Genomic DNA, 21547 nt, shown 5'->3' with positions numbered 1-21547 from the left:
AGGGAGGAGAGACCATGAGACTGACGACCCTACTCGCAACCGCCGCCATCGCCGCGACGAGCCTCGCCGCTCAGGCGCAGGAGCATTCGTTCCGCTTCCAGTCCTCGGACCCGGCGGGCAATCCCAACTTCGAGTTCCAGCAGGGCTGGACCGAGACCCTGAAGGAGATGAGCGACGGCAACGTGGTGGTCGAACTCCTGCCCGTCGGCTCCATCGTCGACTACAAGGAGACGCAGGACGCCGTCGGCGCGGGCATCATCGACGGTCACATCACCGACACCTCCTACTTCGCGGGCAAGGACCCGGCCTTCGGCCTCATCGCCAACCCGGTGGGGGCCTGGTCGTCGCCCGCGGAGATGATCGATTTCGTCGAGAACGGCGGCGGGGCCGAGCTGATGAACGAGCTTCTCAACCCCTACGGGCTCGAGTTCATCGGCGTTTCCACACCCGGCCTCGAAGCCTTCGTCTCGAAGGTGCCCCTCGAGGGCGTGGACGACCTGCAGGGCCTCAAGGTCCGCACCCCCGAGGGTCTGATCGCCAACGTCTTCCGCGCCGCCGGCGCCGCGCCGGTGAACCTGCCCGCCTCCGAGGTCTATACCTCCGTCGACAAGGGCGTGATCGACGCCGCCGACTACTCGGTGTTCTCGGTCAACCAGGAGGTCGGCATGAACGACGTGGCTCCCAACCCCGTCTACCCGGGCTTTCACTCGCTGCCCCTCGTCGAGGTCTCGATGAACAAGGCCAAGTGGGATGCGCTGCCTGACGACGTGAAGCAGATGTTCCGCGAGTCAGTGAAGCGGTTCCAGCAGACGCAGGTCGACTCGCTCAGGGAGCGTGATCTGGCCGCCGTCGAGGAGGCCAAGGCCGGCGGGGAGATTACCGTCCACGACTGGTCGGACGAGGAGCGCGCCCGCTTCCGCGGAATCGCCCGCGGCGAGTGGGAGAAGGTCGCCGCGGAGTCGCAGATGGCGCAAAAGGTCTACGACACGCTCAACGCCTACCTGGAGTCCAAGGGCCTCATCCAGTGATGGACCCCGGGGGCGGACCGGACCGCCCCCGCTCCCCGCGTCTCTCAGGAAGAAGAGCCATGAGCCAGACCGACGTCGAAAGCCCAGTCCGAGAGGCGCCTCGTGCGATCCCCGAGGCGGGACGCCTCGGGCGCGCAATCGAGAAGGGGGCCTACCTCTTCGCTGCCGGAATCGTGCTGGCGGCCTGCATCCTGTTGATGGAGGTCTTCCTGCGCTACGTCTTCAACCGCCCCACCATCTGGGCGCACGAGACGACCACCTTCCTGTGCGGCCTCGCCTTCCTCTACGGCGGCCTCTTCTGCGTCTCGCGCAACAGCCATATCCGCGTGGTCCTGATCTACGACGCCCTGCCCGCGGGCGCGCGGCGCATCCTGAACATCTTCCTGTCGCTCCTCTCCATGGTCGCTGCGGGCTTCTTCGCCTTCGCGGCCTGGATCATGGTGGGCAAGGCGTTCTGGACGCCCCAGGGAGACGTCCGCATGGAAACGTCCGGCAGCGCCTGGAACCCCCCGACTCCGGCCCTGGTGAAGGCGTTCCTCCTCGTCATCCTGATCGTCATGGCCGTGCAGTTCCTCGTTCTCGCGCACGGCTACCTGCGCCGCCCCGTCCGCGGCACGGAGTCCTTCGAATGAGCGCCCTTCTCGACTTCGCCGCCATCGGGATCGGCCCGCTCACGCTCTACATGTTCGGCCTCATGGTGGTGCTGCTGCTCACGGGCATGCCGCTGGCCTTCGTCACGCTGCTTGTCGCCCTCGTCTTCACGCTGCTCGGCTACGGCACCCTGGCCGTGCCGATCATCACGAGCCGCATCTACACCTTCGTCGAGAGCTTCGTCTTCGTCTCGGTCCCGATGTTCGTGCTCATGGCCGCGCTGCTCGACCGGTCCGGCATCGCGCGCGACCTCTTCGACGCCATGCGCCTCGTCGGGGGTCGCATCCGGGGCGGCGTCGCGGTGCAGACCATCTTCGTCTCGGTCATCCTAGCGGCCATGTCCGGCATCATCGGCGGCGAGATCGTGCTTCTCGGCCTCATCGCCCTGCCGCAGATGCTGCGCCAGGGCTACGACCGCCGCCTCGCCATCGGTGTCGTCTGCGCGGGCGGCTCGCTCGGCACCATGGTGCCGCCCTCCATCGTGCTCATCATCTACGGACTCACGGCGAACGTCTCGATCGGAGACCTCTTCACCGCGTCCTTCCTGCCCGGCTTCATGCTGGCGATGTTCTACGTCGCCTACGTGCTGGTGCGCTCCTATACCGGTGCCGGCATCGCCCCACCCCCCGAAGCCGAACCCATCCCCCGCGCCGAGAAGATCAGGCTCCTCAAGGGTCTGATCCTGCCCTTCCTCGTGGTCTTTTTCGTGCTGGGCTCGATCTACGCGGGCATCGCCTCGGTGACGGAGGCCTCCGCCGTCGGCGTGGGTGGGGTGCTGCTCTCGACCCTGTTGCGCGGCGAGCTGACCTTCGCGATGCTCCGCGACAGCGCCATGCAGACCCTTGCCACGGTCGGCATGATCGTCTGGATCGGTATCGGCGCGACGGCTCTCGTCGGGGTCTACAACCTCATGGGCGGGATCCGCTTCATCTCGGATCTGATGACCGGGATCTCCGACAATCCCACCGTCATCGTGCTCGTGATGATGGCGATCCTCTTCGTGCTCGGGGCCTTCCTCGACTGGGTGGGCATCGCGCTCCTGACCATGCCGATCTTCGTGCCCATCGTGAAGTCGCTGGGACTCGATCCCGTGTGGTTCGGGGTGCTCTTCGCCATGAACATGCAGGTCAGCTTCCTCTCGCCCCCCTTCGGCCCGGCTGCCTTCTACCTCAAGTCCGTGGCCCCGCCGGAGATCTCGCTGGGAGAGATCTTCAAGTCGCTTTTGCCCTTCATCGCGCTCCAGGTGCTCGCCGTGGGCCTGCTCGTCACCTTCCCGGGAATTACCGGACGGTAGGCGCCCGGCAACCGGGAAACGCGGCAAGCAGCCCCTCGGCCCCGACCAGCCGACGCATGGCCGGAGCCAGAGCGCCCGATGACGCAGCCAGCCCGTCCTCGTGAGACACGCTCTGCCCCCTGAGAACTGAGCCGCTCTCAACTGGAATCCGGGCTATGCTCTCACCGAAGCGCCGGACCAGATCGCGGAGCGTGACGCTCCGGGCTCGGGGCGACGACGAGGCCTTGCGTGAGCGTGCGCGTCCGGCGGGCGATGGTGTGCCAGGGCGAGCGGAACGTCCGTCCCCCTTGGCTGCTTCGTGATCCGCCGGATGCCCAGTCACCGCCTTGGCGATGTTCCGGGCGCCGTTCACGTCTGCATGCAACTTCCTGCCGCAATGGCGGCAGTGGTATGTCTCTTCCGATCGCTGCCGGCCGTCGACATAGCCGCAGGCCGAGCAGGTCTTCGAGGTGTAGGCCGGCTCCACCTTGTGGATCTCGATGCCGTAGCGCGCGTTCAGTTCGGCGAGCTTCTTCGCCACCACGCCGCGGCCGGTGGAGCGCGACGGCTTGGTTCAATGCCCGGTTCTGCCCACCCCGGACGCGCTCAGTTGGCGAGCGACACCGCTTCGGGGGCCACCGCCTCAAGCGGACCCGGCGCGACAAAGGCCGCGACCGCGTCGCGCGAGAGAGGCTCGGCCCGGATGACGCCCTGATCGAGGATCCAGCCCGCTTCGGCCGTGATCAGATCGGTCAGGTCATCGTCCAGCGTCAGACCGATATCGACGTCGCGCCACATCGCCTCGAGCTCAGCGACGGACATCGCCCCGCTCATCGAGGCCGCGACCGCCTCCATCGCCATATCCGGATCGGCGGCGACGTCCGCGTCAGCCTTTGCAAGCGCGCCGATGAAGGCTTCGAGCGTACCGCGTTTCGCCTCGGTCATCTCGGGCGTCGTGGCGAGGATGTAATGCACCTGGTAGTCGCTGCCGCGCAGCTCGGTGTAGCTATCGCCCAGCGTTTCCTCCGCTGCGGCGTAGAAGGTCGGGAAGGCGACGATCGCGTCCACATCGCCCCGCTCGACTGCCGGCACCAGGTCCGGCGGCGCAGCGGAGATGATCTCCGCCTCGATGCCCGCCTCGCTCAGAAGGCCGTCGAGGAAATAGTGGACATTCGTGCCGATCGTCGTGCCGATGCGACGTCCCGCGAGATCGGCCGCGCTCTCGAGCGGGCCGGCCTCGGCGTTGCCGATCACGCGACTGCCGGTGTAGCGCGCAAGATCGCCGACGATCCGGAAGGGCTGACCGGTCAGCGCGCCGGTGGCGGCGGGAAACTCGGCCATGAAGGCCACATCCACTTGTCCGCCGAGCAGCGCCTCGAAGCCCTCTCGGCCCGAGGCGAAGGAGACGAGCGACACGTCGACGCCGGCCTCCTCGAAATACCCCTGGGCAAGCGCGACATCGACCTGCGGGGTCTGCGGGTTGGGACTCCAGGCGAAGACGAGTTCTTCGGCGCTGGCGAAAGAGGGTGCAAGGGCGAGCGTGGCAGTCAGGGCCAGGGTCTTGAAAACGGTCATCTGTCTCTCCTGTCGGTCATGCGTTTCGGTCGTGGGTTTCAGTGCACGTCGGCCAGTGCGCCGGCGGGGCGCAGCAGGTCGATAATCTCGTCGCGGGTGGCGAGCAGGTCCGACCCGGACCGGCTGAGCGCGCGGGGGCGCGGCTGCCTTATCTCGTAGTGTCGGATCAGCCGGCCAGGCGCCTGGCTCATCACCCGCACGTCATCGGCGAGGAGCAGCGCCTCGTCCACGTCATGGGTGACGAAGAGCACCGTGGCGCGATGCTTCTGCCAGACGTCGAGCAGCAGATCGTGCATCACGAGCCGGGTCTGCGCGTCGAGCGCACCAAAGGGCTCGTCCATCAGCAGCACCTTGGGCCCGACGGCGAAGGTACGCGCGATCGCGACCCGCTGCTTCATGCCGCCCGAGAGCTGCTGCGGGAACTTGTCCGCATGAGCGCCGAGGCCGACCTCGTCGAGCGCGGCGCGGGCGCGGTCGATCTCCTCGGATTTCGGCAGGCCGTAGCGCTTCAGACCGAAGCGTACATTACCGAGCGCGGTGAACCACGGAAAGAGGCCGTATTGCTGGAAGATCACGCCCACCTTCGTGGACGGGCCGGTGATCGGCGTGCCGTCGAGGGTGATCCGGCCTGTGGAGGGTGTCACGAACCCGCCGATCGCGTTCATCAGCGTGGACTTGCCGCAACCCGACGGGCCGATCAACGCGGTGAAGGTGCCGGGCTTCAGCTCAACCGACGTGGTGTCGAGCGCGGTCACGGGGCCAGACTTGCCGGCGAAGTTGATCGTCACGTCCTCGACGCGAACATGGCCTTCCTTGATGTCGTTGGTCATCACGATTGCTCCCAGTGCACGAGCTTGCGGGATATGCGGTGGACGATCAGGTCGACGGTCGCTCCCATCAGGCCGAGGATGATCAAGAGCGAGAACATTCTGTCGGTGCGGATGTACTGCCGTGCCTCCTGCAGGCGGTAGCCGATCCCCGAGGACGCGCCCGACAGTTCCGCTGCAACGAGGCTGAGGAAGGCGAGTGCGACCCCCAGCCGAAGCCCGGCGAAGATGTAGGGGGCGGCGGCGGGAACGATGACGGTCAGGAACTCGCGCAGGCGCGACACCCCGAGCGAGCGCGCGGCGCGGAGATAGACCTCGGGCACGTATTCCATACCGTGATGGGTGTTGAACCAGACGGTCAGGAAGACGGTGTAGGAAATCACGAAGTACTTCGAACCCTCGCCGATGCCGAACCAGACGATGGCGACGGGCACCAGCGCGATGGCCGGGATCGGCCGCAGCACCGTCAGGAACGGGTTGAGGAGCGTGCGCACCACCGCGATGCGGCCGGTCATCAGGCCGAGCGCGACGCCGAGACTCGCGCCGATGGTGAAGCCGATGGCGGCGCGGCTGCGCGAGACGGAAAGGTCGTTCGGCAGGGTGCCGTTCGCCCACATTTCCACCGTCGCGGACCAGACCGACCACGGGGCCGGGAAGATCGACTCGGGTACAAGCTGCAATACGCCGACGACCGACCAGAGCCCCAAGACGAAGACGAAGGAGATGAGCGGCCCGCGTAGGAGCGCGCCGGCGGCCATGCTTCTGAGGGCGGTCGCGCCGGGCCGTTGCCGGCCCTTGCGCTCAGAGGGGGGGAGGAGATCGGTCACAGCCATGGCACCTGGTCCTTGGTGTAGCGATGGGCACGGAAACACGAATTGTGCAGCCCGCGGATGAAGCCGCTGAGTGGCGCGGGGTATTCGGCGAAGTCGGGAATGACGTATTCCCAGACAGTCTCGCCCTCGGGCGTGACCTCGAAGAGCCGGCCGAAGGCGCTCTCACAGATGAAGGTGTTTCCGTTCCAGAGTCGCTGGGCGCCGCCCATGTAGGGCGAGAAGAACGCCGAAGGCATCGGGTCGGTGTAGCTCCAGACCACGTCGCCCGTGGCCGGATCGAATTCCAGCGCGCGCGAGAACGGCGAGGTGGAGCCCTGGCGCAGGTTGCCGTTGTCAAAGCACAGAACCTGTCCGCCTTCGGTCTCGACCGGCGTGTGCTGCTGGGCGACGACGTCGGAGCCCACATTCCAGATGACGCGGCCGGTGGCGCGGTCGACGGCGATGATGCCGCTTGTCGTGCGCAGACTCATCAGGATCAGCCCGGAGGCGGTCACCGACAGCCCATTGATCATCGGCCAGTGACGGCGGTCGAAGATCTGGTGCACCGGGAAGTCGGCCGGATCGAGATGATCCCAGATGCGCCATTCCCAGACTGTCTCGCCGGCGCGGTTCACCTCGCGCACGATGTCGGATTGTACGATGCCGTCGGCAGCGTCCTTGCGCGGGTCGCCGCCGGTGATGCGTGCAGCCTTCTCCGCCGGCAAGGGTGCGGCGACAGTGTACAGGAGGTTGCCGTTGTCCAGCCATTGTGCGTCGTGGTGGTGATGGATGTCCTCGTGTCGCCAGACGATCTCGCCGTCCGGTGTGGCCTCGTAGAAGTCGCCGCCATGCCAGAGGTCCCAGGCGGGATAGAGATCCGCAGAGATGGCGTGGCTGCCGTTGTAGCCGAGATTGCCATTCGGCAGGATCACTGCGTCGCGCCCGGCGCGAACCGGCATCTGCCACTTGTGCACCCGCCGCCCGTCGATATCGACGAGGTCGACGCGGCCTTCCGCGGTCTGCCCGGCGAAGAGCGTGTAGCCTCCCGCGGTGCGCGCCGGATCGTGCGCGGTCAGCCCGAGCGCGCGGCGCCGCAGCGTGACCTGGTCGGGCAGCAGCTCGGTTGGGCGTTTGAGGGTCGTGGCGGTCATGGGGTCTCCTTTCTGTCCGTGAGGCGGCAAGGGACCGCCGATGCCGTTAAAACGTTTTAACAACGTTAATCACTTGTGAAGCGTGACTTAAAACGTTTTAATCGCAGCGAGGATCCTGAGACTCCAGTTGCACGCCCATAAGCGCCGAACGCGTCCAAAAACTGAAATTTTGAGCGAAACGCGAATGACAGAGACGACGAAACGGCCGGAAAAGCGGGTCACGGTGATCGACGTGGCGCGGGCCGCGCAGGTCTCTCCGGGCACGGTGTCGAACGCGATCAACGGAAAACGCCCGGTCGATTCGGAGACGCGCGCCCGGATCGAGAAGGCCATCGCGACGCTCGGTTATGTGCCCAACATGGCCGCCCGTGGCATGCGCACGGGGCGCGCGGGCACCATCGCGCTCTTCTCTTCGATGCCGACGGCGGTTGCCGCGGGCGCCTCCAAGCTCGGCTTCATGATGGAGATCGCCGCCTCGGCCGCCCAGGTGGCGCTGCGGCGCAACGTGGCGCTGGTGCTCGTCCCGCCCATCGCCGCACCGGCGGACGCGCTACGTAACGTTCCCTTCGACGGTGCGCTTCTGGTGGAGCCGGCCGAGGACGACCCGTTCCTCGATCTGCTGTCGGCCCGCGCCGTCCCCGTCGTCGGCATTGGCGCCGCGCCGCGTGCCGGCATGCCCTGCATTGACCTGCACTACCGCGCCACCGCAAAGCTGCTGACCGAGCATCTGCTTTCCGCGGGCTCGCGCTCCTTTCCGCTCGTTATCGGCACCAGCGCGCGGCAGTATTATCGCGAGTTCGAGGAGATGTATTGCACGATTCTGGCCAGCGCGGGACTTGTGCCGAGGGTAATCCGCGTGGACGAGGCGCATGGCGAAGAGGCCGGCGCCGCGGCGGTCGAGGCGCGGCTTGCAGAGGACCCTGCGCTCGACGGCGTTCTCGTGCCGGTCGACGCGCTGGCCACCGGAGTGATGGCAGGCTTGCGCGCTGCAGGTCGCAACGTTCCTCGAGACGTCAGGGTGGTGACACGCTATGACGGGCTGCGCGCACGGACCGAGACGCCGCCCCTGACTGCGGTGGACCTGCATCTCGAGGAGGCCGCCGAGCGCGGAACGCTCGCGCTCCTCGACATGATCGAAGGCGCCGAGACGCCTCCCGTACGCCTCCTGCCGGAGCCCGCACTGGTGCTCCGCGCCTCTTCCGCGCCGGAATAGCTCCGGGGGCGCACACGGAGACTTTTAGGTCGAAGCCGTCATTTATCGTCGGGGCACCAATTAACCGTAAGGGCCCGGAGCCGCCGTTCGCGGTACAAGCCCCCCTCCCATCCGTCCTCCCGGAGCGGGCAGGGGAGGCCGATTTCGCTCGGGTTGTTAACGGATATTCCGTAAACTGTTAGATATGCTCAGAATGCGCCTCCATGACCCTGCCGGCAACCGCCTCTATCTCAACGCCGAGGAGCGCGCTGCCTTTCTCGCCGTGGCCCACCGGCAGCCCGCCCGCGACCGGACTCTTTGCGAGACGCTGCATTTCACCCGCTGCCGGCCCTCTGAACTCATGCAGATCACTCCGGCCCGGGTCGATTTCTGCGGTGGCATCATCGCCATCCGCAGCCTGAGGAAGCGCGAGGACACCACGGGCCGGGCGAAGGTGGTCCACCGGACCGTGCCCGTCCTGCCGGCAAAGAAGAGCAGGACATCGCAGCCATGATGGGGGGATAGACATGGACCTGACCAGGAGCGTTCCCGAAGCCAACCTCCATCGCTACTACCGAATGGAGATCGTCCCCGGCCTCTTCGGGGAGTGGGCCTTGGTCCGGGAATGGGGGCGGATCGGACGGTCCGGGCAGATGCGCATCGACTGGTTCAACACGGAAGCAGAAGCCAAGAACGCGCGGTTCGAACTCCACATGGCGAAGGCGAAGCGCGGCTACGGGTAAGCATGACGATCCAAGCGCGGGCTCTCAGAGGATGGTCGGAATTGCATCGCCCCCGATGAATGCCTCCGGGCCGAGGGTCAGGATTGCCTTCTGCGCTTCCACTAGGGCAGCGAAGTCCGAAGCAAAGGTATCCTCCCAGATATGGGACGTGTTCCCTTCACCCACGACCTCGAGCGTCCAGCGAAGCTCCCCTTCAGGTAGTCTCCGAGCACGTGGTGGAATTTGGCACCGCGCCGACGGTGTAGCCATCGAGGGCGTCGGTGATGGTGGAGTTTACGGACTTCAACCACGGACCGATGGAGACCTCGATGACCGAGGCCAACATGCCCCTGGTCGAGCTGCTGCAAAAGCACGACGAGGGAGACTTTCTCCGCGCCGTCACCGAGGCGGTGCTCCAGACCCTGATGGAGCACGACGTCGAAGGGCTGATCGGCGCTGGCCGCTACGAACGCGGTGACGGGCGGCAGACCTGGCGCAACGGCTACCGAGACCGTGAGCTGAAGACACGCCTTGGCGCCCTGAACCTGCGCGTGCCGAAGCTGTGGCAGGGTTCCGGCCTCCTCGGACGATGCAGCTTCGACAACGACACGCGCATGCGGGGAGAGACATTTCGCGAGGACATTTCTCATACCGGGCTCATCATCGACAACGAGGATCGCGGCCTGCGCTATGAGGTCGGTCAGACAATCTCGCGCGGAGGCGGCCTCAGAATCCATGTCAGTCATGCTGCAGTCTCCCTCCCCGGGGCGGGACTTCGGTGTCGATGCGCCGTCGTCCTACGGTCACACCGGCGCGACGAGATTCTTTTCGACCGCCTCCAGCACCAACGGGTCGAGGCCTGCCCCGCCATTGTCGACATAGTCGAACAGTTGCGCACGCATCCGAGGCTCCCAGAAGTCGTTGATATGCGAGGCGACCTTGTTCGCTCCGTCATCCCCGGGCTGGGTCTTGAAGAAGGTGGCGATCTGATTGGCCATGTGGGTCATCTTGTCTGGCGACATGGTGGCTCTCCGCTGCCGATGCGATGGGAATGGGAATAGACGTCGAAGCCGTTGCCGCGGGCAAAGGCGACAAGCGTGATCCCGGCAGCATGCGCGGCGCGTAGCGCCGCCGCCGTGGGGGCCGAGACGGCGATCAGCACCGGCACCCCGACCAGGGCGCATTTCTGCACCAGCTCGACCGAGACGCGGCTGGTCATCACCACGGCGCCTGAGCCCGGATCGATGCCCTGCCGGTGCAGGGCGCCGAGCAGCTTGTCGAGCGCGTTGTGCCGGCCAACATCCTCGCGGCTGGCCAGGATACCGTCGCCGGGCACGAGGAAGCCCGCCGCATGAGTGGCCCGCGTGCGGTCGTGCAGCGGCTGATGGGTGCGTAGCATGTCGGTGGCCTGCCCGGTCTCCCGCTCGGTCAGCCGCACGCCCGCATCGGCAACGCTTGGCAGCGGGCGGTCGGCCTCCTCCAGGCTGTCGATGCCGCACAGGCCGCAGCCCACCGGCCCCGCCATCGCACGCCGCCGCGCGCGCAGCGCGTCCGCCCGCGCCTCGCTCAGCCAGAGCCGCGCCTCGATGCCCTTGGCATGTTCGACCACCTCGATGTCGCGCACATCGGCGCCGCTGCCGATGAACCCCTCTGTCAGGGAGAACCCGATCGCAAAGTCCTCGATATCGGCCGGGGTCGCCATCATCACCGCCTGGGTGGTGCCGTTGCAGACGATGGCGACCGGCGTCTCCTCGGGCAGCGCGCGCGAGACGTGGAGCGCACCGCTGTCCTGCACGGCGCGCCCCGGTACGCTGAGCGCGGTATCGCGCTCCATCATCATTCTGCCGCGGGCAGGATGCGCCGCGCCTGCTCGGCCTGCGCGGCGTAATCCTCTTGCCAGTCCGTCGGCCCGTTCGAGGGGCTGATCTGCACCGCCGTCACCTTGTATTCTGGGCAGTTCGTCGCCCAGTCCGAGAAATCGGTGGTGATGACGTTGGCCTGCGTCTCGGGGTGGTGGAACGTGGTGTAGACCACGCCCGGGCTCACCCGTTCCGTCAGCTTGGCGCGCAGCGTCGTCTCCCCGGCGCGGCTCGCAAGGCGCACCCAGTCGCCCTCCTTGATGCCGCGGGTCTCCGCGTCGTGGGGATGCACCTCCAGGAGGTCCTCGGGGTGCCAGGCGGTGTTGGCGGTGCGCCGGGTCTGCGCGCCCACGTTGTAGTGCGACAGGATCCGCCCGGTGGTGAGCAGGAGCGGGAAGCGCGGGCCGGTCTTCTCGTCGGTCGACACGTATTCGGTGACGATGAACCGCCCCTTGCCGCGCTTGAACTCGTCCACGTGCATCATCGGCGTGCCCTCGGGCGCGGCGTCGTTGCACGGCCACTGAACGGAGCCCTGGGTATCGAGCAGCGGGTAGTCGACATTGGAGAAGGTCGGCGTTGTCGCGGCGATCTCGGCCATGATCTGCGCGGGGTGGGTGTAGTTCCAGTTTGCCCCCATCGCCTTGGCGAGAAGCTGCGTGACCTCCCAGTCGGCATAGGTCGCGCGCGGCGACATCACGCGGCGCACGCGGTTGATCCGCCGCTCGGCGTTGGTGAACGTGCCGTCCTTCTCGAGGAAGCTCGACCCCGGCAGGAAGACATGCGCGTAGTTCGCCGTCTCGTTCAGGAAGAGATCGTGCACGATCACGCATTCCATCGCGGCGAGGCCGGCGGCCACGTGCTTGGTGTCGGGGTCCGATTGCAGGATGTCCTCACCCTGGCAGTAGAGTCCCTTGAACGTGCCGTCGACCGCGGCGTCGAGCATGTTGGGAATGCGCAGGCCCGGCTCGGGGTCGATCTCGACGCCCCAGAGGTCTTCATAGACCTTGCGCGCTTCGGGCAGCTTCACGTGCCGGTAGCCCGGCAGCTCGTGCGGGAAGGAGCCCATGTCGCAGGAGCCCTGCACGTTGTTCTGCCCGCGCAGCGGGTTCACGCCGACGCCCTCGCGCCCGATATTGCCGGTCAGCATCGCAAGGTTGGCGATACCGATGACGGTGGTCGAGCCCTGGCTGTGCTCGGTCACGCCGAGGCCGTAGTAGATCGCGCCGTTGCCGCCGGTGGCGTAGAGGCGCGCGGCCTCGCGCAGCTCCTGCGCCGGCACGCCGGTCTGGGCTTCGATCGCCTCGGGCGCGTGGCGCGGATCGCTCACGAAGTCCATGTAGTCGCGGAAGCTCTCGCCGTCGCAGCGCTCGCGGATGAACGCCTCGTCCATCAGACCCTCGGTGACGATCACATGCGCCATCGCGGTGACGACGGCAACGTTGGTGCCGGGCCGCAGGGGCAGGTGGTGCGACGCCTCGATATGGGCCGAGCGGACAAGGTCGATGCGGCGCGGGTCGACCACGATCAGCTTGGCCCCCTCGCGCAGCCGCTTCTTCATTCGCGAGGCGAAGACCGGGTGCCCGTCGGTCGGGTTGGCGCCGATCACCACGACCACGTCGGCCTTCTCGACGCTGTCGAAATCCTGCGTGCCGGCGGAGGTGCCGTAGGTCTGGCCCAGCCCGTAGCCCGTGGGCGAATGGCACACCCGTGCGCAGGTGTCGGTGTTGTTGTTCATGAAGACGCCGCGGGCGAGCTTCTGGACGAGGTAGGTTTCCTCGTTGGTGCAGCGGCTCGACGTGATCACGCCGATGGAGCGGCGGCCGTGCTTTTCCTGCAGGCTCTTCATCTTGGTCGCGGCAAACTCCAGCGCCTCTTCCCAGCCGACCTCGCGCCAGGGCTCGTCGATGCTGTCACGGATCATCGGCGACAGGATCCGGTCGGGGTGGTGGGCGTAGCCGTAGGCAAAGCGGCCCTTCACGCAGGAATGGCCCCTGTTCGCCTTGCCGTGCTTGTAGGGCACCATGCGGACAAGCTGGTCGCCCTTCATCTCGGCCTTGAACGAGCAGCCGACGCCGCAATAGGCGCAGGTCGTGACGACCGAGCGGTCGGGCGTGCCCATCTCGACCACGGATTTCTCCTGCAACGTCGCGGTCGGGCAGGCCTGCACGCAGGCCCCGCAGCTCACGCAATCGGAGGTCAGGAAATCGTCGCCTTCGTTGCCCGCCTTGACGCGGCTGTCGAACCCGCGCCCCTCAATGGTCAGCGCGAAGGTGCCCTGCACCTCTTCGCAGGCGCGGACGCAGCGGTTGCAGACGATGCACTTGGACGGATCGTAGGTGAAGTACGGGTTCGAGTCGTCCTTCGGGATGAAGTCGGGGTTGCCGAGGTCCGTTCCCGGCGCCCGCGCGCGGATGTCGCCCTGCGCCAGCGTCCCGGCGCCCGAGGGGTCGTAGTGGTTCCGCCCGCTGGTGTAGCGCACGTCGCGCAGGCCGACGGCGCCGGCCATGTCCTGCAACTCGCAATCGCCGTTCGCCGAACAGGTCAGGCAATCGAGCGGGTGGTCGGAGATGTAGAGCTCCATCACACCCGTCCGCACCTTTTTCACGCGCGAGGTCTGGGTGTGGACGACCATGCCCTGGGTCACCGGCGTGGTGCACGAGGCCGGCGTGCCGCGCCGCCCCTCGATCTCCACCACGCAGAGCCGGCAGGACCCGAACGCCTCCAGGTTGTCCGAGGCGCAGAGCTTGGGCACGTCGATGCCGGCCTCGGCGGCGGCGCGCATGACCGATGTGCCCTCGGGCACGGTGATCTCGAATCCGTCGACGATCAGGCTGACCGGCGCGCCGGTCTTGGCGGGGGTGCCCATGTCGCGGTCGTCGGTGGGGATGATGAAGTCCTTCATTCCGCGGCCTCCTTGTGGCGTGCGAAGTCGTCGGGAAAGTCGCGGACGGCGCTCATTACCGGATAGGGCGTGAGCCCCCCGAGCGCGCAGAGCGAGCCGTCCGTCATGGTGTCGCAAAGTTCGGTCAGAAGCGGCAGCGCATCGGCTTCCCCCGCCGCGATACGGTCGAGCGTCTCCACCCCGCGCACCGCGCCGATCCGGCAGGGCGTGCACTTGCCGCAGCTCTCCACGGCGCAGAACTCCATCGCGAAGCGCGCCATCGACAGCATGTCGGCGCTGTCGTCGAAGACGGTGATGCCGGCATGGCCGATCAGCCCGTCATTGGCGTCGAATTCCTCGTATCCGAACAGCGTGTCGAACTTCTCGGGCGGGAAATAGGCGCCGAGCGGGCCGCCGATCTGCACCGCCTTGATCGGCCGTCCGGTCGCGGTGCCGCCGCCGATCTCTTCGACGATCTCGCCCAGCGGCAGACCAAACGCGGTCTCGAAAAGGCCGCCATACTTCACGTTGCCGGCGATCTGCAGCGTCGCGGTCCCGCGCGAGCGTCCGAGCCCGAAATCGGCGTAGTGCTGTGCGCCCTTCTCGAAGATCACCGGCACGGTGGCGAGCGAGATGACGTTGTTGACCACCGTCGGCTTGCCGAGAAACCCCTCGAGCGCCGGCAGCGGCGGCTTGGCACGCACGACGCCGCGCTTGCCCTCCAGCGAGTTCAGGAGCGAGGTTTCCTCGCCGCAGACATAAGCCCCTGCGCCGGCGCGGATCTCCATGTCGAAGGCGCGGCCCGAGCCGAGGATATCGCCGCCGAGCACGCCCTTGCGGCGCCCGAGCTCCACCGCCGCGCGCATCACCGCGATGGCGTCGGGATATTCGGAGCGCAGGTAGACGTAGCCCTTGGTCGCGCCGACCGCGAGCCCGGCGATGGCCATGCCCTCGATCAGGGTGAAGGGGTCGCCCTCCATGATCATGCGGTCGGCAAAGGTGCCGCTGTCGCCTTCGTCGGCGTTGCAGACGATGTATTTCTGCTCCGCCTCGGCCTTGCGCACGGTGTCCCACTTGATGCCGGTCGGGAAACCGGCCCCGCCGCGGCCGCGCAGGCCCGAGGTCTTGACCTCTTCGACGATATCCTCCGCCGTCATCTCAAGTGCGCGGCGCAGCCCGGCGAGCCCGCCATGCGCGGCGTAGGCATCGAGGTCGAGCGGGTCGATCACCCCGCAGCGGGCAAAGGTCAGCCGGGTCTGGCGGGCGAAGAACGGGATCTCCTCGGTCGGGCCGTGGCCCTCCAGCGTGCCGTCGAGCAGCGCCGCGGCATCGCCGGGGGCGACGGGACCGAAGGTCATCCGGCCCTCGCCCCGGTCGATCTCGACCAGCGGCTCCAGCCAGACCATGCCGCGGCTGCCGGTGCGGATCATCTCGATCTGCTCGCCGCGGCGGATCGCCTCGGCCTCGATCGCGGTGGCGACGCGGTCGGCGCCCACCGCCTTGGCGGCACTGTCGCGCGAGACGTAGATCTTCATGCCCCGGCCTCCGCCAGCAGCTCGCCCATGCCCGCCTCGTCGAGCCGCGCGGCGACGCGATCATCCATCATCGCCGCCGGCGCGCAGGCGCACATGCCAAGGCAGTAGACGGGTTCGACCGTCACTGCGCCGTTGGCGTTGGTGCCGTGCCAGTCGACGCCCAGCTTGCCGAGCGTCGCGGCGGCCAACTGGGCGCCGCCCATCGCCTGGCAGGCCTCCGCCCGGCAGATCTTCAGAACGTGGCGGCCGGCGGGCGCGCGGCGGAAATCGTGGTAGAACGAAATCGTGCCGTGGATCTCGGCCCGCGTCTGGTTCAGCGCGTCGGCGATCAGCGCGACGGCATCCTCGGGCACGTATCCGAACGTGTCCTGCATGGCGTGGAGGATAGGCAAGAGCGGCCCTTCGAGGCCCTGATGCGCGGCGATGATCTCGCGCATTTCATCCGCTGTGGGCGGAACGATGTCGGTCATGGCGGTCTCCTTGGCTGCCCGGAGTGTCGCCATGCCGCCCCGTACCATCAATAATGGCTTTCCGTCGGGTGATCGGCGTTCCCTATCGAGCGCCGTCAGGCGACCTCCGGCACGCGGGTCATGCGCCGCGCTTCTGTGAGCAGCGCGCGGATCATCGGCGTGTGCGGCTCGCTTCTGCGTACCACGAGGCCGACGGTATGCCCCGGGCGGCCGCCCTCAATGGGAACGACGGCAAGGCCGTTTCCTGCGGCGAGGACGCGCGCCACGTCGTCCGGCAGGATCGTCATGCAGCCGTGACGCGCGGACGTCGCTGCCAGCACGATCAGGGAATTCGATTCGAGCGCGATCACCGGCCGCGCGCCCACATCGGCCAGGTTGCGGTTCATGATCCGGCGGTTCTGCATGTCGCCCGTCAGCAGCGCGAGGGGCGCGCCGTCGAGATCGCTCCACGACACCGCCTGCCGCTGCGCGAACGCGCCCTCCGGAGAACACAGCAGCGCGTAGCTTTCGCGGTAGAGCGGCGCCGTCGTCGCGCGGCCGAGCGGTTCGTTGTCGAGATACGACAGGCCCGCATCGACTTCGAGGTTGTCGATCATGCGCAGGATCTCGGTCGAGTTGCGCGACAGCACCGTCGCGTGGACATGCGGATGCAGGTCGCTGAAACGCGCCGCCAGGTCGGCGGCGCAGTTGAGTGCGGTCGGAATGACCGCAAGGCGCAGCTCGCCCGAGATTTCGTTGCGGGAAAAGCGCATCTCGTCCCGCAGCATACGGGCATCGCCGACGATCTGCCGCGCGCGCTGGAGCGCGACCTCCCCTTCGGCCGTCAGCCCGCCATAGCGCGACCCGCGCACGATCAACTGCACGCCCAGCTGGTCCTCGAGCTGCTTGATCCCGGACGAAAGCGTCGGCTGGCTGATGCCGAGGAGTTCGGCGGCACGCCCGAAATGCGCCTCTGTCGCCACGGCAATGAACATCTCGAGCTTGTCGATCATACAGCGCCTTGTTCGGTATATGACTGCGTATAATTGCATTATTTACTATATTTGCATAGATTCCGAAACAGGCGCGTTCAAGCCGAACCACAATAAAGATGAAAACGAGATGTCCGATCATGGCCCCGCAGGGGGCTGGGGGCCTGGTCGAGACGCTGCTGCGGCAGAACAAGACCGGCGGCTTCATGTGCGTTTCCTGCGCCTGACCGAAGCCCGCGAATTACAAGCCGTTCGAATTCTGCGAGAACGGCGCCAAGGCGACGATCTGGGAACCCACCACGGCGCGTTGCACGCCGGACTTCTGAAAAGACCATACCGCCGCGGACCTGCGCGACTGGACCGACCACGAGCTCGAGAGCACCGGTCGGCTCACCCACCCGACGCGCTGTGACGCCGCCACCGACCGATACGTCGAGACGACGGGGGACGAGGCCTTCGCCGCCATCGGCGCGACACTGAAGGAGTTGCCGCGCGACGACGTGGTCTTCTACTCATCGGGGCTCAGGTCACGAGCGCAAATGTTGTTATGTTGTTCGCGTTGCGCTATATGGAATCTATGCCTAGGATATCCATTGATATAACCCCTGAAGAGTACCAGAAGCTCAAAGCCATTGCTGCGCTTAAGGGTCAGAGTATAAAGGACTATGTCCTGAACTGCACTCTCCGCGAGGCTCCTGCCCTTGACAGCATGAGCGAGGACGAGGCCTTCAGCGCCGTGGCGAGTTTCCTGAAGCCTCGAATCGAGCAGGCGCGTCACGGTGAGCTATCCACCAAGTCCCTAGGTGACATCCGCCGCGAAGCGCGCAAGCAAGCCGGACTGTAATCGACGGCATGACGACGTATGACCTATCACTCGCAGCCGAAGACGATTTGCGAGGCATCTGACGCTACACCTACGACACGTGGGGTGTCGAGCAGGCGGACGAGTATTTCGACCAAATCGAGGCATGCTGTGACGCCGTAGGCATAGGTCGAGCACGATCCAAGTCTTTTAGCGAACTGCCCGATGGTGTTCAGATCCATCGCTGTGAGCACCATTGAACCTTCGGTGATGGGGGCTTTGGCCGATCTCGCCGAACCGGCGCGGCATTAAGCACATCACGCACTCCCAAGATGTCAGGTCAAGGACCTCGTCAGGATTGCTCCAGAGACCGCCGTATCGTTTCTGTTCCGTGAGAGCCGGGACATGAAAAGCCCCGACGCGGGATGCGGCGGGCAGTTTACCCGGTTGCAGAAACGGACGACATTCCGAGGGGACGGCGCCTCAGGCGTTGATCAGCAGGTGCTGCTCGATCTCGTCCCGGTCCGGGACGGCCGCACCGCGCAGGTCGGCGACGATCCGGCCTCCGCGCAGGACGATACTGCGATCGGCAATGCTGCACAGGAAGTCGAGGTTCTGTTCCACCACGATGATCGTCAGCCCCAGCTCGGAGCGCAGGTGTCTCAGTTTCTGGGCGATGTCGCTGACGATCGAAGGCTGGATGCCCTCCGTCGGCTCGTCCAGGAGCAGCAGGCGGGGACGGCCCATCAGACAGCGGGCCAGCGCGAGAAGCTGTTGCTGTCCGCCCGACAGGCGGCTGCCTGGACGTTCCAGAAGTTCCACCAGCTCGGGGAAGAGCGCCAGCGTCCTGTCATATTCCGACGCGCCCCTGTGCGCCGCCTGACCCAGCAGCAGGTTCTCTTTCACCGAGAGGCCCTTGATGATCTCGCGTCCCTGCGGCACGTAGCCGATGCCGAGCTGGTTGCGTCGGTGTGGCGGCAGATTTGTGATGTCCGTACCCATGAAGGACAGCCGCCCGGCCCGTGCCGGAACCGCGCCGATCAGGCTGCGCATCAGGGTCGTCTTACCCATACCGTTATGGCCGAGAATGCCCACGAGCTCCCCCTCGGCCACGGCCAGCGTCAGCCCCTCCAGCACGGTGATCCCGCCGTAGCCGGAGGTCAGCCCGTCCACCTCAAGCTGCATCGCGTCCGAGATATACATTCCTCACCTCCTCGTTCTCCATGATCCTGTGCATAGGCCCCTCGGCCAGGACGCGGCCCTGGTGGAAGACGGTGACAAAGGCGTTCAGGCGCCGGATGAACTGCATGTCATGCTCGACCACGATCACCGCCATGGTCTTGTTCAACTCGGCGATCAGCTCTGCCGTGCGGATGGTTTCGGCGGCGGTCATGCCGGCGGTCGGCTCATCCAGGAGGGCCAGTCTCGGGGCCAGCGCGATGACCATGCCGAACTCCACCCACTGCCGCTGGCCATGGGCGAGATTGCCGACAAGATCCTTGCGCCGCACCCTGAGATCCAAGAGCGCCAGCGTGTCCTCTACGACGGACAGTGCGCCCTCCCTGCCTACGCGGGACCGCGCGGCCAGCCAGATGTTTTCCTCCACGCTCATCCCGTCCAGCACGTCCGGCACCTGGTTCTTGATGCCGATGCCCAGCCGGGCAATCTCGCTCGGCTCCAGGTCGGTGATGTCGCGATTGTCAAAGATGATCCGGCCGGTGCTGGGTGGCATCTGCGCGGTGAGCATCTTGAAGAAGGTGCTCTTGCCCGCGCCGTTGGAGCCGATCAGGCAGCGCAGTTCCTTGTGGTCCACGGCGAAGTTGACATTGTCGATCGCCGTGACCCCGCCAAAGCGCCGCGTCAGATCGCGTGTTTCCAGAAGCGCGGTCATTGCTTTCCTCCGGTGGCCGAGGCGCGCCGCGACGGCTGCGCCAGTCTTACCAGATGTCCCAGGCCCCATCTGCAGATGGCAGAGACCATCGGAACCACCCCTTGCGGGAAGACCTGCACGGCAGCGATCAGGATGAGGCCCAGCACGACGTTGACCTGTCCGACCCCGGCCGAACCCAGCCAACTTGTCAGTGACTGCACGATGCCGGTGCCGACCAGAGGGCCGAGAAGGCTGGCCTTGCCGCCGACGAGCACGTTGATCACCACCGAGGCGGAGGCGTTGAGGTTCATCATTTCCGGTGCGACGAAGTTGCCCCAGACGGCGTACAGCCCGCCCGCCAGCCCGGCCACGCCGCCGGAGATGACGAAGATCAGCAGCTTGTAGCGGCGCGGGTCATAGCCCAGCAGGGCGATGCGCTGCTCATTTTCGCGGATTCCCACCAGCACACGCCCGACCCTGGCGCGCAGCAGCAGGGCATAGGCCGCGGTCACCAGCAGCATGGCGATGAAGATGAGGTAGTAGACCTCCGTCACGAACAGCGTCTCGGACGGGTTCCACGGGACTTTGAGGTCGGGCAGGGCGGCGATGCCGTTCTGCCCCTGCAGCCTGACGTCACCGATCTTGATCCGCGGGTCCGAGGTGGCGCGTACGGCCTTTTCCAGCGCGATGGTGGCGACCATGGTGATCACCGCGAAATAGATATCGTTGATGCCGCCATAGATGATGAAATAGCCCAGCAGCGCGGCGACGAGCATCGGCAGCAGGATCGCCAGCAACATGGCGGTGGTGGTGTCGCCGGTGTTCAGCGCGAAAATCGCGTAGCTGTAGCCGCCGATGCCGAAGAACACCGTCTGGCCGAAGCTCAGCATGCCGACCTGTCCCCACATGAACCCCATGGAGAGGGCGAGGATGGCGTAGACAAAGATGATCGACAGGTCGAGCTGCAGGCTTAGCCCGGCGAATTTCGGGACCGCCAGGATGGCGACGCTCGCCAGTGCCAGGATGATAAGCGTCGCGATCTCGGTCGTGGAAAGTTTCGGGGTCATCAGGAACGTCCTTTCTGCGATGTCATCCCGTGCGGGAGGAACCGCAAGAGCACGATTGCGATCAGGAAAACGCCAATCTCGCCAATCACCTGGGAATAGGCATAAGAGAGGACGCCATTGGTCGTGCCGAACAGCCCGCCGGCCAGAAGCGTGCCGAGAAAGGGCAGCTCGCCGCCGGTGATCACGGATACGAAGGCCTGCGCTACGTAGAGTCCGCCCATCGTCGGCTGGGTGCCGACGATGGGCGCCAGCATTGCCCCGGCGAGGCCGGAGATGGCAGAGCCGATCCCGAATGTGAGCATGTAGTACCTGTGGCAGTCGACACCGAGGGCGGAGGTCATGCCGGGATTGGCCATGACCGCCCGGGCGATCATTCCGAACGTCGTGTATCGCCAGAGCGCCCAGCAACTCGCAAGGGCGGCGAAGGCCACGAGGATAATGTAGAGGTTATAGACCGAAATCGAGTAGACCTCACCGACGGCGATGCGCCCGGTCTCGACGCTGACGCCCGCGACCTGTGGGCCGAGGAACGTGGTCACGGCGCCGATCATCAGCAGGCTGAGGCCCCATGTCGCCAGCAGCGTGTCCGTGAGGCGTCCGTAGAGAAACCGGATCAGCAGCCGTTCGACCAGCACGCCGAAGAGGCCCACGCCGACCATCGCCAGCACGACCGACAGGATGAAGGGAAGTCCGATCACTTCGCCCAACAGCGCGAAATACGCGCCGAGCATGATGAACTCCCCCTGCGCGAGGTTGATGACCTTCATCATGCCGAAGATCACCGCCAGGCCCGTACTGATCAGGATGAACAGGCTGATCGAGAACAGGATCTGGTAGAGGAATATTATCGCGTCATACATG

General features: G+C 66.3%; 22 protein-coding genes and 1 pseudogene. 8 read left to right on the top strand and 15 right to left on the bottom strand.

All coding sequences use genetic code 11. The features are described from left to right. The first annotated feature begins 14 nt into the window (after nucleotides 1–14). From F3H57_RS18765 to F3H57_RS18755, 3 genes are read left to right on the top strand one after another with little or no spacing between them, the layout of a single operon-like run. Nucleotides 15–1028: a TRAP transporter substrate-binding protein gene (locus tag F3H57_RS18765; RefSeq protein WP_149757894.1), complete on the top strand. Its 1014-nt coding sequence runs from the start codon at nucleotides 15–17 to the stop codon at nucleotides 1026–1028. Nucleotides 1029–1087: 59 nt separating this feature from the next. Beyond that, complete coding sequence (locus tag F3H57_RS18760; RefSeq protein WP_149757892.1) at nucleotides 1088–1660, top strand: TRAP transporter small permease subunit; 573 nt, start codon at nucleotides 1088–1090, stop codon at nucleotides 1658–1660. Beyond that, complete coding sequence (locus F3H57_RS18755; protein ID WP_149757890.1) at nucleotides 1657–2973, top strand: TRAP transporter large permease; 1317 nt, start codon at nucleotides 1657–1659, stop codon at nucleotides 2971–2973. Before F3H57_RS18760 ends, F3H57_RS18755 begins: the two co-directional genes overlap by 4 nt. Here the strand turns inward: F3H57_RS18755 and F3H57_RS23005 are convergent. The 5 genes from F3H57_RS23005 to F3H57_RS18730 all read right to left on the bottom strand — a co-directional run bounded on the left by F3H57_RS23005 (nucleotide 2960) and on the right by F3H57_RS18730 (nucleotide 7317). Further along, nucleotides 2960–3493 (bottom strand): zinc ribbon domain-containing protein, encoded by a 534-nt coding sequence (locus F3H57_RS23005; RefSeq protein ID WP_188129746.1) that lies wholly within the window; start codon nucleotides 3491–3493, stop codon nucleotides 2960–2962. The two genes, F3H57_RS18755 and F3H57_RS23005, sit on opposite strands and share 14 nt — an antisense overlap. 65 nt (nucleotides 3494–3558) lie before the next feature. Further along, on the bottom strand, nucleotides 3559–4527 hold the full coding sequence (locus tag F3H57_RS18745; RefSeq protein ID WP_149757886.1) for an ABC transporter substrate-binding protein: 969 nt from the start codon (nucleotides 4525–4527) through the stop codon (nucleotides 3559–3561). 38 nt (nucleotides 4528–4565) lie between these two features. After that, nucleotides 4566–5357, bottom strand: a complete 792-nt coding sequence (locus F3H57_RS18740) for an ABC transporter ATP-binding protein (protein WP_149757884.1) — start codon at nucleotides 5355–5357, stop codon at nucleotides 4566–4568. Then, nucleotides 5357–6187: an ABC transporter permease gene (locus F3H57_RS18735; protein WP_149757882.1), complete on the bottom strand. Its 831-nt coding sequence runs from the start codon at nucleotides 6185–6187 to the stop codon at nucleotides 5357–5359. Before F3H57_RS18735 ends, F3H57_RS18740 begins: the two co-directional genes overlap by 1 nt. Continuing rightward, nucleotides 6178–7317 carry an aryl-sulfate sulfotransferase gene (locus F3H57_RS18730; RefSeq protein WP_149757880.1) on the bottom strand — a complete coding sequence of 380 codons (1140 nt, stop codon included), beginning with the start codon at nucleotides 7315–7317 and terminating at the stop codon, nucleotides 6178–6180. The genes F3H57_RS18735 and F3H57_RS18730 overlap by 10 nt, the downstream gene beginning before the upstream one ends. Nucleotides 7318–7501: 184 nt before the next feature. Between F3H57_RS18730 and F3H57_RS18725 the strand changes: the two genes are divergently transcribed. The 4 genes and pseudogenes from F3H57_RS18725 to F3H57_RS18710 all read left to right on the top strand — a co-directional run. After that, nucleotides 7502–8530, top strand: coding sequence for a substrate-binding domain-containing protein (locus tag F3H57_RS18725; RefSeq protein ID WP_223163145.1), 1029 nt, complete (start codon nucleotides 7502–7504; stop codon nucleotides 8528–8530). Between the two features lie 193 nt (nucleotides 8531–8723). Continuing rightward, entirely contained in the window at nucleotides 8724–9023 is a 300-nt protein-coding gene (locus tag F3H57_RS18720) for a site-specific integrase (RefSeq protein ID WP_188129745.1), read from the top strand. A 13-nt stretch (nucleotides 9024–9036) separates the two neighbouring features. After that, on the top strand, nucleotides 9037–9252 hold the full coding sequence (locus F3H57_RS18715; RefSeq protein WP_149757876.1) for a WGR domain-containing protein: 216 nt from the start codon (nucleotides 9037–9039) through the stop codon (nucleotides 9250–9252). Between the two features lie 308 nt (nucleotides 9253–9560). Next, nucleotides 9561–9806 (top strand): annotated as a pseudogene (locus F3H57_RS18710) (transposase); the annotation flags it as partial. A gap of 228 nt (nucleotides 9807–10034) precedes the next feature. On the opposite strand, the gene F3H57_RS18705 reads toward F3H57_RS18710, so the two are convergent. The 6 genes from F3H57_RS18705 to F3H57_RS18680 form a co-directional block, all read right to left on the bottom strand. Then, entirely contained in the window at nucleotides 10035–10253 is a 219-nt protein-coding gene (locus tag F3H57_RS18705; RefSeq protein ID WP_149757970.1) for a formate dehydrogenase subunit delta, read from the bottom strand. Beyond that, entirely contained in the window at nucleotides 10235–11065 is an 831-nt protein-coding gene (gene fdhD, locus F3H57_RS18700) for a formate dehydrogenase accessory sulfurtransferase FdhD (RefSeq protein WP_149757874.1), read from the bottom strand. Before fdhD ends, F3H57_RS18705 begins: the two co-directional genes overlap by 19 nt. A 2-nt stretch (nucleotides 11066–11067) precedes the next feature. Next, complete coding sequence (fdhF, locus tag F3H57_RS18695; protein ID WP_149757872.1) at nucleotides 11068–13992, bottom strand: formate dehydrogenase subunit alpha; 2925 nt, start codon at nucleotides 13990–13992, stop codon at nucleotides 11068–11070. Beyond that, the gene (locus F3H57_RS18690; protein WP_149757870.1) at nucleotides 13989–15506 is read right to left on the bottom strand and encodes a formate dehydrogenase beta subunit; all 1518 of its coding nucleotides are present in this window, start codon (nucleotides 15504–15506) and stop codon (nucleotides 13989–13991) included. Before F3H57_RS18690 ends, fdhF begins: the two co-directional genes overlap by 4 nt. Then, nucleotides 15503–15976 carry a formate dehydrogenase subunit gamma gene (locus F3H57_RS18685; RefSeq protein ID WP_149757868.1) on the bottom strand — a complete coding sequence of 158 codons (474 nt, stop codon included), beginning with the start codon at nucleotides 15974–15976 and terminating at the stop codon, nucleotides 15503–15505. Before F3H57_RS18685 ends, F3H57_RS18690 begins: the two co-directional genes overlap by 4 nt. 95 nt (nucleotides 15977–16071) lie before the next feature. Further along, nucleotides 16072–16968, bottom strand: coding sequence for a LysR family transcriptional regulator (locus F3H57_RS18680; protein WP_149757866.1), 897 nt, complete (start codon nucleotides 16966–16968; stop codon nucleotides 16072–16074). 526 nt (nucleotides 16969–17494) lie between these two features. Between F3H57_RS18680 and F3H57_RS18675 the strand changes: the two genes are divergently transcribed. Further along, the gene (locus tag F3H57_RS18675) at nucleotides 17495–17791 is read left to right on the top strand and encodes a hypothetical protein (RefSeq protein WP_223163144.1); all 297 of its coding nucleotides are present in this window, start codon (nucleotides 17495–17497) and stop codon (nucleotides 17789–17791) included. Between the two features lie 441 nt (nucleotides 17792–18232). Here F3H57_RS18675 and F3H57_RS18670 read toward each other — a convergent pair whose 3' ends face one another. Genes F3H57_RS18670 through F3H57_RS18655 form a run of 4 tightly spaced genes read right to left on the bottom strand, consistent with a single transcriptional unit; the run spans nucleotide 18233 to nucleotide 21546 of the window. After that, nucleotides 18233–18952 (bottom strand): ABC transporter ATP-binding protein, encoded by a 720-nt coding sequence (locus F3H57_RS18670; RefSeq protein ID WP_223163143.1) that lies wholly within the window; start codon nucleotides 18950–18952, stop codon nucleotides 18233–18235. After that, nucleotides 18924–19640: an ATP-binding cassette domain-containing protein gene (locus F3H57_RS18665; RefSeq protein WP_149757864.1), complete on the bottom strand. Its 717-nt coding sequence runs from the start codon at nucleotides 19638–19640 to the stop codon at nucleotides 18924–18926. Before F3H57_RS18665 ends, F3H57_RS18670 begins: the two co-directional genes overlap by 29 nt. Beyond that, a complete protein-coding gene (locus F3H57_RS18660) occupies nucleotides 19637–20686 on the bottom strand; it encodes a branched-chain amino acid ABC transporter permease (RefSeq protein WP_149757862.1) in 1050 nt (349 codons plus the stop codon). Before F3H57_RS18660 ends, F3H57_RS18665 begins: the two co-directional genes overlap by 4 nt. Continuing rightward, on the bottom strand, nucleotides 20686–21546 hold the full coding sequence (locus tag F3H57_RS18655) for an ABC transporter permease subunit (RefSeq protein WP_149757860.1): 861 nt from the start codon (nucleotides 21544–21546) through the stop codon (nucleotides 20686–20688). Before F3H57_RS18655 ends, F3H57_RS18660 begins: the two co-directional genes overlap by 1 nt. Nucleotide 21547: the final 1 nt, after the last annotated feature.

Origin of the sequence: Roseivivax sediminis, from assembly GCF_900112685.1 — a bacterium.
Taxonomy (GTDB): Bacteria; Pseudomonadota; Alphaproteobacteria; order Rhodobacterales; family Rhodobacteraceae; genus Roseivivax; species Roseivivax sediminis.
The sequence above is the reverse complement of the archived record's forward strand: the minus strand, read 5'-3'. Positions and strand labels throughout refer to the sequence as shown.

What these genes read in the sequence shown, in the direction of transcription:
- F3H57_RS18685 (WP_149757868.1), bottom strand. Translation starts at nt 15,976, where the DNA reads ATGACCGACATCGTTCCGCCCACAGCGGATGAAATGCGCGAGATCATC.
- fdhD (WP_149757874.1), bottom strand. Translation starts at nt 11,065, where the DNA reads ATGGAGCGCGATACCGCGCTCAGCGTACCGGGGCGCGCCGTGCAGGAC.
- F3H57_RS18675 (WP_223163144.1), top strand. Translation starts at nt 17,495, where the DNA reads ATGTTGTTCGCGTTGCGCTATATGGAATCTATGCCTAGGATATCCATT.
- F3H57_RS18745 (WP_149757886.1), bottom strand. Translation starts at nt 4,527, where the DNA reads ATGACCGTTTTCAAGACCCTGGCCCTGACTGCCACGCTCGCCCTTGCA.
- F3H57_RS18760 (WP_149757892.1), top strand. Translation starts at nt 1,088, where the DNA reads ATGAGCCAGACCGACGTCGAAAGCCCAGTCCGAGAGGCGCCTCGTGCG.
- F3H57_RS18715 (WP_149757876.1), top strand. Translation starts at nt 9,037, where the DNA reads ATGGACCTGACCAGGAGCGTTCCCGAAGCCAACCTCCATCGCTACTAC.
- F3H57_RS18680 (WP_149757866.1), bottom strand. Translation starts at nt 16,968, where the DNA reads ATGATCGACAAGCTCGAGATGTTCATTGCCGTGGCGACAGAGGCGCAT.
- F3H57_RS18670 (WP_223163143.1), bottom strand. Translation starts at nt 18,952, where the DNA reads ATGTATATCTCGGACGCGATGCAGCTTGAGGTGGACGGGCTGACCTCC.
- F3H57_RS18655 (WP_149757860.1), bottom strand. Translation starts at nt 21,546, where the DNA reads ATGTATGACGCGATAATATTCCTCTACCAGATCCTGTTCTCGATCAGC.
- F3H57_RS18665 (WP_149757864.1), bottom strand. Translation starts at nt 19,640, where the DNA reads ATGACCGCGCTTCTGGAAACACGCGATCTGACGCGGCGCTTTGGCGGG.
- F3H57_RS18755 (WP_149757890.1), top strand. Translation starts at nt 1,657, where the DNA reads ATGAGCGCCCTTCTCGACTTCGCCGCCATCGGGATCGGCCCGCTCACG.
- F3H57_RS18735 (WP_149757882.1), bottom strand. Translation starts at nt 6,187, where the DNA reads ATGGCTGTGACCGATCTCCTCCCCCCCTCTGAGCGCAAGGGCCGGCAA.
- F3H57_RS18660 (WP_149757862.1), bottom strand. Translation starts at nt 20,686, where the DNA reads ATGACCCCGAAACTTTCCACGACCGAGATCGCGACGCTTATCATCCTG.
- F3H57_RS18690 (WP_149757870.1), bottom strand. Translation starts at nt 15,506, where the DNA reads ATGAAGATCTACGTCTCGCGCGACAGTGCCGCCAAGGCGGTGGGCGCC.
- F3H57_RS18705 (WP_149757970.1), bottom strand. Translation starts at nt 10,253, where the DNA reads ATGTCGCCAGACAAGATGACCCACATGGCCAATCAGATCGCCACCTTC.
- F3H57_RS18730 (WP_149757880.1), bottom strand. Translation starts at nt 7,317, where the DNA reads ATGACCGCCACGACCCTCAAACGCCCAACCGAGCTGCTGCCCGACCAG.
- fdhF (WP_149757872.1), bottom strand. Translation starts at nt 13,992, where the DNA reads ATGAAGGACTTCATCATCCCCACCGACGACCGCGACATGGGCACCCCC.
- F3H57_RS18725 (WP_223163145.1), top strand. Translation starts at nt 7,502, where the DNA reads ATGACAGAGACGACGAAACGGCCGGAAAAGCGGGTCACGGTGATCGAC.
- F3H57_RS18740 (WP_149757884.1), bottom strand. Translation starts at nt 5,357, where the DNA reads ATGACCAACGACATCAAGGAAGGCCATGTTCGCGTCGAGGACGTGACG.
- F3H57_RS18720 (WP_188129745.1), top strand. Translation starts at nt 8,724, where the DNA reads ATGCGCCTCCATGACCCTGCCGGCAACCGCCTCTATCTCAACGCCGAG.
- F3H57_RS18765 (WP_149757894.1), top strand. Translation starts at nt 15, where the DNA reads ATGAGACTGACGACCCTACTCGCAACCGCCGCCATCGCCGCGACGAGC.